The following is a 12,746-nucleotide window of genomic DNA, read 5'->3' on the forward strand; positions in this document are numbered from 1 at the left end:
TCTGAAGTTATAAATGGCCTCCAAGTTCAATAGATTTAAAAAGCACTTCCCAAAAACGACAGATACAGCTCTAACCTCAACAAATTCATGAATTTGAGCAATCTTGGTTTGTTTTCCATTGAAAAACAGCATAATATTGCCAAGAACTTAAAATGTTAAGATTATGAAGAAAGTTTATTTAGTAGTATTTGTTTTATGTATGATGATCGGGAATGTCATAGCACAAACCCCGGATAGCCGTTTTTCAAGACAGATGGAAGGTATACAGTTTTCTCCCTGTATGAATACATTATCCCATCCGGTCTTGAAAAAAGCTGAATCAGCAGCAAACGAGAAGTATGTCAGTTATTGTGAGGAAGCCGCTCCCTATTTAAGAATGACTCCTGAAATCTACGATATGGCTACTTATTTTGACCGGATGTTAGTCGACAGATATGTCGGTGACAAAGTAACGAAAATACGGGTGGCTATAGGCGCACCGGTAAACGGACTAACCATCTGGCTGCGTGAAAAGCTTGACGAAGAACCTGTCTTTTCTATGGAAGTCCCTCAGACGAGCCTTGAGGAAAAAGGATGGATCGAAGTAGAACTTCCCGCTGACAAAGTTTATACGATTACAGAAAACGGATATTATGTAGGATATACGATTACGTCGAAAAAATACAATAATAATGATAAAACCTATTACCCCATTGCGATAGCCGGTAACGGACTGTTGCGTGAGAAAACTCTTTTATATTCGGATGATGGAGGCAAAAATTGGGTGGACCATACCTGCACTTTCATAAACAACGGAATTGTAGCGGTATTGGGCGCACAAACTGCTATTGTCAGTGAACATCATGTGGACAAAGATCTTGCTTTGGTGAATTTCAAAAGCAATCTTGCTTTCATTAAACGTGATCCTCAAAAAGAGAAAGTCCGTATCGACTTTTCTGGTTACGTCTTCAATGGAGGCACAGAACCGGTTACCAGCTTTGATTTGACCGTTTCTGCCGAAGGCATTGAAACGAAAACCTCAGAGGTGACAATCAAAGGTGGCTTGAAAGCCCTTAAGGGAGTTATTCTGCAATCTTATGTCGAGATTCCAAGTAATGCAGAGTCAGCCAATGTAATGCTGAAAATATCCAATATCAATAAAGGTGCTTTTACGGATGAATATGAGAAAAACAATGAAGGGAAGGTCGAAGTTTATTTCTATGACCGGGACTTTGTCAAGACTTCCCTGTTGGAAATGTACACTACCGGTTATTGCCCGAATTGCCCTTATGGTCATAAAGTGGCAGAGGCTATTCCCGAAAGCGTCAACCATGTCAAAGTGGCCCATCATGTAGGTTACGGCGAAGATGAATTTACATTGCAAGATAGCTATAATTATATGTATGAATTCCTAGTAAAAGGAGCTCCGCATGGTACTGCCGACCGTACTTATATTCAGGATGAAGCAGTACAAAGTCCGTCTTTCAGCATGGGATATTATGATCCTAATGAAGGAGCAAAGGTTATTAGCGGTTATATCGGTTTCACGCAAACGGCACTTCCGGCTTTTGCATCCATCGTTGTGAACTCTACTTATGATGAAAACAACCGCGAACTGACGGTTCGTGTTTCGGGAACGAAAGAAAGCGAACTATTCGATATCGCCATGAAAGAACCTCATGTGAATGTTTTCCTGACAGAAGACGGCTTGGTAGGCATGCAATCCGGTGCTTCTGCAACATACGTGCATGACCATGTGCTTCGTGCTATCTTGGGCGGAATATGGGGTAAAGAAGTTTTTTGGGATGGAAACAACTATACCATTGAATTTAAGACCATTTTGGATGATGCATGGAAAGCTGAAAACATGAATGTAGTCGCTTTCCTGACCGATGAAGATTCAAACAGCCGTTATTTCCGCAATGTGATGAATGCGGCACAGACCGGAGTGAACGGGACTTCGTCTGCCATCACTGAGAAGAATCTGACGGATGAGCTGTTGGTGGAAGCAATCAACGGCATGGTTCATATCACGGGTGATTATCAAGCTTATCGCATTTATGATATGCGAGGTATGCAAGTAGAGAACTACAAATTGAGAAGTGGGCTTTATCTGGTGAGTATAGAGACTGCCAAACAAACTGTAGTGAAAAAAATAGTAGTTAATTAGAGTCTAATCGTTAATTTATTGAGTTATGAAAAAGAAAAACATTATTCTTTCTTTGGCTGGGCTTTGCTCGGCAGGTTTGTTGTCTGCACAGATTACTTTCACGGAAACACAGTACTTCTCGCATAGTGTTAATAACGAAGGTAAGGTAATCGTAACGAAAAATCAGGTTAAGCCATTTGAAATATGGAATCCTGAAAAACAAGAATTTATCGAAATTGTAGGTAGTATGTCCAACGGAAACGGTATTGGCGGAACTGCTCGATTTTCGGATGATGGACGAAAGGTTGCATCTACTATGTTTTCTACTGAAATACCGGTTTATACTGAATGGCAGAAAGTAGAACTTAGCACGGGAGAGGAGTTTATTTATAAAGATATCTATTATAGAACGGGAACTGCTGCTGTGGCGATCGGAAGCAGTGAGGACGGACAATCGGGTTATATATTAGCTTCTTCAAATAGTGGAAAAACTTGGAAACTCGCGGATCCAGGGATGGTTACGATTCCCGGAATGGAAGCTATGGGTTTTCAGACCTACTCTGTCGGACTCGTAGGGGGACATAATGGAGCGATGTATATAACTAAATCGGAAGGAAGAGGTTGGCAGCCAATCGATTTGCATCCGGAGGGAAATACAGACGAGGTAGATACTTATTGGTGCATTGATTTCGTAGAGGAAGCTGATTATATGCCAGCTACTTACGGAGTGATAGGAATGGAGCTAAAGGGCGGGAATGCTGCCGTATGGTACACTACCGATAGCGGCGATTCTTTCCATGTAGCCACCGGAGTAACCGGCGTGCCACAGCATATTACTCATTTAGGCTATACCTTTTATATGGTTACCAGAAACGGACATATCCAGACTTCTACAGATAATGGACAAACTTGGACTGATTTGTTTGTAACCGAAGGGAATGCTCCGTTGCACCGGATCAAATTCGCAGACGAAGACAACGGCATGGCGTTATCTGACGGTGTGGTTTATGTGACGGCTGACGGTGGTAAGAATTGGACGAAGCACGAAGTTATTGCCGGGACTCCGGGTATAAACCCATTGACTACTACGGAAACGATTGTATGGAATGATGTGGTTTGGGCAGACGGAAAAATAATAATTGTTGGTAACAAGGGAGCTGTTTACGAGTCAACCGATAAAGGTGTTAATTGGACGAAAGTTACTATACCCGGAGTCGACGAGACAGATTTATACTCGATAGCAGTAGACGGAGCTGGAAATAAATTGAATATTTGCGGTGCTGAAGGAAGTTTTTATTTGAAAGAATTAAAAGACAAGATGCAGGGTTATACCGCAGGTATCTATGACATTGAATCCGCATCTTGGAAATTGCTTGAAACACTTGGAGCTTCTTCAGGGGATGTAATTTCCGGTCCTGAAGGAATTTCGGCTGATGGAAAAATCGTGATAGGTGGATCTTATGTAACTTGTAATAACACAACACAATATCATGCATGCGTTTGGTCGAATGAATTAGGAGTTCTCGATTTGGGATCTAAGTTTGCAGACAGAAACAAATCAAGTAAAGCAACCAAAATGAGTTATGACGGAAGTGTGATTGTTGGTTGGCAGGATATTTGGGGACCATGGTATGCGAACGTATGGCGCAAGAATGCAGATGGAGGTTATGACAGCAAAATGATGCTCAAAGATCCAGATAAGACGGAAGATGATGTGGACTTTGATAATCAGAATGATATGATGGCTAATTTATTGGGACAATGTACCGCCATCACAGCAGATGGAAAATGGATCGGTGGTCGTGGTGATAATTTATGTGCTGTCGGTTCTCCATGGATTTGGAGTGAAGAGAGTGGTTTAATTCTGATGGAAGGTACAGGTTTGGGTGGTCAACCACAGGATATGAATAATGATGCTACCATAGTAGTCGGTATCGATACATCGGGTACATCTCCTTGGATATGGACAAAGGAAAGTGGAAAAGCGGAGAATCTGAATACATACGTTGAAGAAACATTAGGGTATGATTTGCAGGGATATTATTTGTGTTCTATGATGGATATGTCGCCTAACGGACGTTATGTATGCGGATGGTGTATGAAAGATCTAGGCAAATATGCTTATGTTCTGGATTTGAAATATAATGGTAACGGAATAGAATCTGCAGCATTGGATCAATGTCAGGCAAGCATATATCCGAATCCGGTATCCGACGAATTACATATTGATCTTCCGTATGATAATATCGTGACTCAGGTATTCTTGCTTGATATGCAAGGAAGAGTCGTGAAGAGCATGAACACTTCTTCCGTTAGCAATATAATGAACTTAAGCGATGTAACTTCAGGGCTTTATATGCTGAATGTAAAAGCAGGCGGTGCAAGTAAAACTTTTAAGGTAAAAGTGATGCATTAGTTTTTCTGTATTGTCCATTTATGGTTTCAAATGCCGGAGACGGTTTGGTCTCCGGCATTTATCTTTTTTAATTTATTCCTATACTATATATACAAAAATGGGAAAAGTGATTCTTTATTTTGTTCTTTTTGCTAGTTCCATAATGTCTTTCGCACATGACGGTAATTTGTACGGCAAGCTTTCCAGACAGTGGAATAATGTTCCGTCTGATATGCTTTGCGAACAAGCAGATAGTACTTATAAGCAACAAGATTATGATACGGCTTTTATTTTATACTCCCTATTATACACCCGTAATAAGGAGAATACGGACGAATACTCTAAGCAGTTTTGCATCCGAAGCTGCCTTCAACTTGGGCACATTTGTTATTCCCGAAAAGATTATGCCAATGCACTGGATTTCTTTATGAATGGACTAAAAATATGCCAAAACAGTACAGATCAAAGTTCGTTTCGGGATTTTTATCTGAATATAGGCAGCATTTATTGCACCTTTCATGATTATGAAAAGGGAATTGAATACTATAAATTGGGATACGAATGGTGTAGTAAGTATCCGGACGAGCAGTACGAATACAAATTGTTATGTAATTTAGCAGGTGCTTACAGTTTATTAAAAAAGAAAGAAGAAGCTAGAAAATACTATTCCCATATGGAAAAACTGACGGTAGCAGAGGATTCGATCAAAACTTATATGAATCTGTTACTTCATGGAATGATATTGGCAGGCGAGAATAAATATGTAGATGCCATACACCTTTTCAGAGAATCTGTTGGTATCGTCCAAAAACATCAGTTGGATCCCAAGTATGAATCGACCTCTTATTTTCAATTATACCATGCTTACCAATATTTGAATCAATTGGATTCTATGCTTTTCTATATTGGGAAATGCCAACAAATAGCCGAGCAGAATCATTTGATAAATGATCAAATAGAAAATCTTAATGTTTACTCCAAATTATATGAGATGTTGGATAATCCTTCTAAAGCTTTATGGTATAAAAAACAATATCTCTCCCTTTCTGACTCCGTTCTCAAGACTATAGAGTCTTATAAGACATGGAATACACAACGTTTGTTTGAAATAAAGAAGGAAGAAGAAAAAATTATCACCGGATCTCCGATATCTTCAAAAAAAGAAGCAGAAAGTCACTATAGTAAAATTCTATGGTTTATAGGAGCATTTCTATTTATTGCCGGGTTACTTGTAATAATTATATTCTTACAACGAAAACATTTAATAGAAACATATAATAATATTTCTAGAGCGGAACAGAAACTAACTGAAACTAAAAACTCCATTAATGATATACAATTAAAATTCAAAGAAAATTCAGATGAAGTCTATGAAAAATAAACCTCTTAGATCTTTTATTTTTAGTTATTGACCATAAATTAGGAAAAACAGATATCACAATTACAGATTTGTATATAGCACTGATTTGAGTCAAATAAAACTTTTTGTTGATATAACAAAAAGTTTTTTCCTTTTATTTTGAGACAAGACTAAAAAATATAGCATCCAGATAAAGTGAAAATTGATTCTAATATTAGCTAGATTAAAAATATATATATATTTTTGAGAAAATATTCTATAAAAAGAACGGCATTTATATCAGATAAATCTTCGGCATTATGCCAAAGTAGAATAGGCTATCTCGATTATTCGAGAATACCCTATCATCAAAAACGATTTAAATAATATAAATTCATGCTTTATGGAATATTATTTTAATTATTAGCTTCTAAATTTAAATATATGAAGATATTCCCTATAATAACATTATTTGTCAGTATTCATTTGTCAGTATTTTCTCAAAACAATAAAGAGACATTTTTTCAACAAGCAAATGTATTATCCACTTCAGAAATCATTCAGCAAGGGGATTGCTACCCTCTAGAATCGGATTCTGCGATTGTATATTATACAATCGCAAACCAACGCTATCATGATAAAATGAATGAAGAAGAAAAGCAATTATCTATAACCAGTTTTCTTAGAACAGGCGATGCCTACTATTTGCAAGGTAATTATACCAAAGCATTTGATTGCTATATTCAAGGATTAAAAATCTGTGAATCATGTAATGCACCTCAAATAATACCAAATATATATTTGAAAATAGGAAGTGTCTATTGTACTTTTTTTGACTATGAAACAGGAATCAGTTATTATAAGCGAGCACATAAATTATATCAACTCCATCCTAATAAGGAAAAAGAATACAATTTGTATACTAACCTTACCGGTGCTTATAATTACCTCGGTAATGTATCAGAAGCTAAGAAGTATTATCAACTATCAAAACAATTGACGAATTCTACTGACACTCTAAAAAACTATATCAATTTACTAAATAAAGGACTAATCTATATCAATGAAAAAAAATATAGTGATGCCGTTCATTCCTTTCAACAATCATTACAGTTCGCCGATAAGTATCAAATGTCTCCCCGATATGAATGCTCATCTTACGAAGAGTTATATAAAACCTATCTGCTCATGAACAATAATGATTCCACGCTTTACTATCTCAACAAATGTTATAAATTAGCACAAGAATATAAACTAACCGACATCTTAGTACAAAGTATAAAAGCTTATTCTACCTTATATAACAAGCTAGATAATCCTCAAAAATCATTGTTGTATAAAGGTGAATATTTATCATTATCCGATTCTATCTTCAATACTCGAGAGTTTAATAGAGTTAAATCCATGCAAGCTATCCATGAAATGGAAACAACGAATAAACAATTCTCTATACTTTATGGCGAAAAAGAAAAAAAAGAATTGAAAATAAAGAGACAATCTCTTGGCTTACTTGGTTTCTTATTCGGTTTCTTGCTGATCAGTGTATTCCTGCTTGTTACTTATAAACAAAAAAGAGCATTATCACAAGCTTATAAAAAATTGTATCATATCAATCAAGAAATTATGGCATCAAATGATGACAATAAAAAGCTGAGACAACAATATGAAGAGAAGCTCCATACAGTTCCAATAATGTCCCCAAAAGATCAAAAACAAGAAAAGGATATCCTTTCAGAAGATGATGCATTAAATACCAAATCTGCAGAAACTTCTTTAAAATACCAAGCAAACACCTTGACAGACCAACAAAAACAACTTTTATTGGATTCGATTAATCAGATAATGGAAAACACGTATGAGTTTTGTAATGACGATTTTTCTTTAAACAAGCTAGCGACTTTGGTCAATTCAAATAGTAAATATGTATCACAAGTCATTAATGAAGTTTATCATAAGAACTTCAATACTTATATTAATGAATTTCGTATAAGAGAAGCACGAATCCGATTAACAGACTTGGATAATTATGGCCATTATACAATTAAGGCAATAGCCGAAAGTCTAGGATATAAGTCAACAACGACTTTCACGAATGTATTTAAGTCTATCACAGGGATCACTCCTTCTATCTTCCAAAGAATGGCACAAGAGGAAAAGAAACTGGAATTTAAGAAAATGGAAATTCAGGATTGTCAGACAAACCGAAATACTTAATTCTTACCCAAAAAGAAATATCCAATAAATATTCCAAGAAAACATATTTAATATCCCATATTTTGAGTAAACGCAAGATTCATCTTCCTTATTTTTTCCGGTATTGGAAACACTGTGGTATAACCATTTTCTTCTCCCGCAAGTCGGGGACGGTCACTATATGTACGTGTAAATAATCCAAAACGAATTAAATCCTGACGTCTCCAACCTTCCCAAGCAAACTCCAACTGACGTTCTGCCAATATATTTTCTAACGTCGCAGTCCTATAACCCGCTCCACTACGAGCACGAACACGATTCAACTCTTCATCTCCATTTTCTCCATTACGCACTTTAGCTTCACTCTTCATCAATAAAACATCCGCATAACGGAAAAGGACAATATCATTTTCCATCAACTTGCCATCTTTTGTTGCTGTTTCATCTATCTCATACTTCTTCATACGCGCACCGGCAGTCTTCTCATACGGAGTATCAGATACATCAAGAGCAACATTCCACGGCAGATATTCTAAAACAGTTCCATCGTCCAATGTAACCACATTCCCTTTTAGGTCATAAACTATTCCGGCAAAATAGCATTTGTTAAAACGCGGATCTTCTTCATTCGTTCCATACCCAAAAGTCCGCAACACTTCAATCGTTGCGCTAGAGCCATTTTCTCCTCCCAGCCCATACGCCTTTGCATGATTATAATGACGAGAACGGAAAAGATATTGGAACTGATTGGTATATAGATTTTTATTCATAGGAATCGTAAAAATATTCTCTACGGAAGATTCATTGAACACAAAAAAATTGGTAGAATAATCCCTCTCCAATTCATAACCACACTTTGTTATAGAATCGCAATAAGCCTCAACAGTCTGCCAGGCATTCAACTGATTACCGGCTATATTAAAATAAATCTCTTTTCCACTCGGACGCTGACCGTCTGTCCAATCATTGTCTGTATACACCTCAACATTTAAAATCATCTTTGCTAATAAAAAGTATGCAACCGGACGGGTAATCCTGCCATAATAATTTCCTTGCAAATTACTATGACTATGATTTAGCAAAGGAGCAACTTCCTGTAATTCATTAACTACAAAATAAAAAACCTCCTTCCGTTCATTTTGCTTCAAATCTTTTATTGCAACGGATGAAGATTCAACGATAGGTACGCGTGCAAACAAATCCATTAAATAATAATAATACATCGCACGCAATGCACGCACCTCCGCCTGATAAGCTAGAATAGCATTATCATTATGAGACTGTTGAAACTGTTCTATCTTCTCCAGAGACTTATTACAAAGCATAACAACTTTATAAAGATATTCCCATGTGGCTTGAATCGCATCATTATTAACACCCCATTTATGCAGGAAAAGCCCTTGCCAAAAACCACCATCATACCAGTCACCCCCTCTTACCGGCATTATCGCCTCATCCGTTGTAAAAGTGTTTAAGTCATAGACACCTCTTCCTGTACCCTGTAGGCCTTGACTATCACTATATCCTCCAATATTGTTATATAAAGAAGCAACTGCATTCAAATAAAGACTTGAGATATCTTCATATGCTTCTTCTTCAGGTAATTTATCTCTAGGAGTTTCACGCAAAAAATCATCACAGGAAATTAATATTCCAACAGAGACACAAAGGAAAATCAAATATGCAAATCGATAATTCATAGCCTGTTCGTTTAGAAATTAATGCTCAAACCTAACGTATATATCCTTGATAACGGATATCCTCTTTTATCATCAACTCCCACTGTAGAGTTAATAGTAGAACTGTTTATCATCGGCGACAGACCGGAATAGCCTGTTATCGTGGCTAAGTTGTTCACTGTAAATGCCAAACGAAGAGCCTTTATATATTTACACTTCTCCATAGGCACATCCCAACCAATCGTTACATAATCAAAATTAACATAATCCCCTTTCTCCAGCCAATAATCCGTTGCTGTCTGATCTTTAATAGTATACTTTACAGCATCTCTCATGATGTTATAATCCGGAAATATATTCGTATTCATATATGTTAAAGAGGTTCCATTATAAATTTTATGTCCGAAAGCTCCATTGATTTGAACAGATATATCAAATCTCCTATACCTAAAACTTATATTCGAGCCTAATAATGTTTTAGGCACAGCCTGTCCGGCAATATATCTGTCTTCTCCATCCTCCAGGCTCACACCCCCTCCATTCAAATCCGCAATATCATAAGTATAGCCGCCTTTACCATCAGAAATCAGTCCTTTACAATGGGGAAGATAGAAAACGCCAAGCGGTTGTCCCACTATCTGGTAAACGATATGATTATATCCTCCATGAAATCCTGCTCCATCCAGACCGGACAAGCTTCTGTATTCGGGAGCCGAATAATATTCCCCATTATAATCTCCACTCAACGAAAGCAATTTATTCTGTTGGAAGGTAAGATTTACATTTATGTTTAATTCCATATCTTTAGTCTTCAAAGGAGTGATACCGACTGACAACTCCGTTCCTTTATTACGCATAGAACCCATATTTGCCAATAAAGTGGGGTAAGTATAGGGAGGGACACTTACATCATACGGATAAAGCATATCAGTCGTTTTAGAATTATAATAATTCAATGCCAGCAATAAACGATTTCCCAACAATGCAACATCTATTCCTGCATTTAAAGTATGTTTCACTTCCCATTTCAAGTCAGGATTCGTATTACTCAATTCAGCTAACGTCACAGTAGGAGCACTACCAATAGGAACCACTCCGTTAGGTTTTACTAACCTGAGTGCAGTATATGAATCTATCCCATTTTGATTTCCGGATAAGCCATACCCGACACGTAACTTCAAATTATCCAGCCATGAAAAACGTTTCATAAATTGTTCTTCACTTATTACCCACGCCGCAGAAACAGAAGGGAAGAACCCCCATTTATGGTTTACTCCAAACTTAGAAGAAGCATCTGTACGGGCATTGACTGTTAATATATATCGATCAGCATATGCATAATTTAAACGTCCTAAAAAAGAAACCAGTTTCGGCTGTTCATAATAAGAGCCTGTTCCCTCCCAAGGACGCACAGCTCCGGCTTGCAAATTGTCATATCCCAATTTATCCGTACTGAAGTTTGTTGAAGTTGTATAATAACCCGTATAGGTTTCTTTCTGCAGCTCGGCTAAAGCCAATGCATCCAAATGGTGTTTCTTTATGTCTTTAATATAGTTCAACATTAAATTCCCCAGTAACGTCTCGGATTTCTTCGTACCTTTATATGCCTGCCCGTGAGCCCAAACAGAGGTTGGCAAATACTGAGAATTTTCTATGATATTATAAGTATAAGCCCCAAAAGCTATGAGCTTTAAGTCTTCCAATAAATTGAAAGTCAGACGTGCATGGGTACTGATATAGGAATTGGCATCTTTGTCCTTTACTTCCATCCAAGCCAATGGATTGGTTATCTGACTGGCATTCGTTATCTGATCCCAGGCGCCCGTTTCTGCATTCTTATGATCCGGATAAGTAGGATTAAAAGTTGCCGCCGAATAAAAAGTTTTCTGATAATCTACAATATTCCGATTCTTTTGAATAGAACCAAACATCCCTATTTCACATTTCACAAAACCATCAAACATCTTTTGCATCATGTTCATATTAGAAGTAAAGTTCTTCATATCCTCATTCAAAATAATTCCCTGCCTATCCACAAATCCTAACGAGATACGATAACTGGAGGCATCCGAACCTCCATAAAAAGCGATATGGTGGTTTTGCTGCAATCCTGTTTGCTCTATTTCCTTCTGAAAGTCGGTATTATTTCCTTTATCAAGAATTGCAATACCTTGCTCCTTTGCAAAGTCGCGAAATTCATCTGCCGACAACATTCTCAGATTCTTATAAACCGATGCAACCCCGAAACTTCCGTTATAATTAACCTGAGTTTTACTGTTAACACCCTTCTTTGTCGTAATTTCAATAACGCCGGAAGCACCTCGAGAACCGTATTGAGCAGTTTCCGAAGCATCTTTCAAAATAGTAAAGTTTTCAATATCAGCAGGATATATAGACATAAGCATATTCAAGTCACCAAACACCCCATCCACAATAATTAAAGGATCATTCCCACTCGTTAAAGATGTGGTACCACGGAGCCGCACAGCATCCAAAGCTGCCGGACCATTATTTCCTTTCTGAATCGTCAATCCGGCAATACGCCCGCGCAAAGCCTCCAAAGGATTAGTAATCTGATCTCTATTCATTCCTTGTTCGGTTATCCGCTCCACAGATCCGGAAATAGTTTTCCGGTTCCCGGTAGCATAACCAACCGTTATAATAGAATCAAGTGGCAACAAGCGTAATTCCTGTGCCCAAGTATCAGGCTGCAACCAAATTAAAAAAGAAATAACGAAAAGGATTTTCAAGCATACAGGTTGTATTGTTTTCATAGACTAATCGTTTAAAGTTAACTATATAACAAGGAAACATTACAAATGTATCATTTTGGATTTAAAAAAACAATAGATTATTTTCAACGGAGAAGAATGACAAAGAGAAAAATAAAAGAACAGGTAGGGGATAAAACAAAAAAAATTGATTGTCGTCACGACAACCAACCTTCATTAACCTTAAATCTAATACCATGAAAAACACAGTGCAAAGATATGTGTTTTATGTTTTTAAACA

General features: G+C 37.1%; 6 protein-coding genes. 4 read left to right on the forward strand and 2 right to left on the reverse strand.

Features of this window, described 5'->3' with window-relative positions; all coding sequences use genetic code 11:
• Positions 1 to 163 precede the first annotated feature (163 nt).
• From DXB63_RS03625 to DXB63_RS03640, 4 genes are all read left to right on the forward strand, one after another.
• On the forward strand, positions 164 to 2,149 hold the full coding sequence (locus DXB63_RS03625; RefSeq protein ID WP_122125035.1) for an Omp28-related outer membrane protein: 1,986 nt from the start codon (positions 164 to 166) through the stop codon (positions 2,147 to 2,149).
• 25 nt (positions 2,150 to 2,174) lie between these two features.
• Positions 2,175 to 4,544, forward strand: coding sequence for a T9SS type A sorting domain-containing protein (locus DXB63_RS03630; RefSeq protein WP_122125036.1), 2,370 nt, complete (start codon positions 2,175 to 2,177; stop codon positions 4,542 to 4,544).
• Positions 4,545 to 4,641: 97 nt separating this feature from the next.
• Positions 4,642 to 5,904, forward strand: a complete 1,263-nt coding sequence (locus DXB63_RS03635; RefSeq protein WP_122125037.1) for a lipopolysaccharide assembly protein LapB — start codon at positions 4,642 to 4,644, stop codon at positions 5,902 to 5,904.
• Between the two features lie 402 nt (positions 5,905 to 6,306).
• Positions 6,307 to 8,076, forward strand: a complete 1,770-nt coding sequence (locus tag DXB63_RS03640) for a helix-turn-helix domain-containing protein (protein WP_122125038.1) — start codon at positions 6,307 to 6,309, stop codon at positions 8,074 to 8,076.
• Between the two features lie 47 nt (positions 8,077 to 8,123).
• Here the strand turns inward: DXB63_RS03640 and DXB63_RS03645 are convergent, their stop codons facing one another.
• Both DXB63_RS03645 and DXB63_RS03650 read right to left on the reverse strand, forming a co-directional pair.
• A complete protein-coding gene (locus DXB63_RS03645) occupies positions 8,124 to 9,755 on the reverse strand; it encodes a RagB/SusD family nutrient uptake outer membrane protein (RefSeq protein WP_122125039.1) in 1,632 nt (543 codons plus the stop codon).
• A gap of 11 nt (positions 9,756 to 9,766) precedes the next feature.
• Positions 9,767 to 12,508 (reverse strand): SusC/RagA family TonB-linked outer membrane protein, encoded by a 2,742-nt coding sequence (locus DXB63_RS03650; RefSeq protein ID WP_122125040.1) that lies wholly within the window; start codon positions 12,506 to 12,508, stop codon positions 9,767 to 9,769.
• Positions 12,509 to 12,746: the final 238 nt, after the last annotated feature.

The sequence above is a fragment of the Bacteroides sp. OM05-12 genome, assembly GCF_003438995.1.
Lineage (GTDB): Bacteria > Bacteroidota > Bacteroidia > Bacteroidales > Bacteroidaceae > Bacteroides.

Bases quoted from the DNA above. Each gene is read 5' to 3' on its own strand.
- DXB63_RS03635 (WP_122125037.1), top strand. From the start codon at position 4,642: ATGGGAAAAGTGATTCTTTATTTTGTTCTTTTTGCTAGTTCCATAATG.
- DXB63_RS03625 (WP_122125035.1), top strand. From the start codon at position 164: ATGAAGAAAGTTTATTTAGTAGTATTTGTTTTATGTATGATGATCGGG.
- DXB63_RS03630 (WP_122125036.1), top strand. From the start codon at position 2,175: ATGAAAAAGAAAAACATTATTCTTTCTTTGGCTGGGCTTTGCTCGGCA.
- DXB63_RS03650 (WP_122125040.1), bottom strand. From the start codon at position 12,508: ATGAAAACAATACAACCTGTATGCTTGAAAATCCTTTTCGTTATTTCT.
- DXB63_RS03640 (WP_122125038.1), top strand. From the start codon at position 6,307: ATGAAGATATTCCCTATAATAACATTATTTGTCAGTATTCATTTGTCA.
- DXB63_RS03645 (WP_122125039.1), bottom strand. From the start codon at position 9,755: ATGAATTATCGATTTGCATATTTGATTTTCCTTTGTGTCTCTGTTGGA.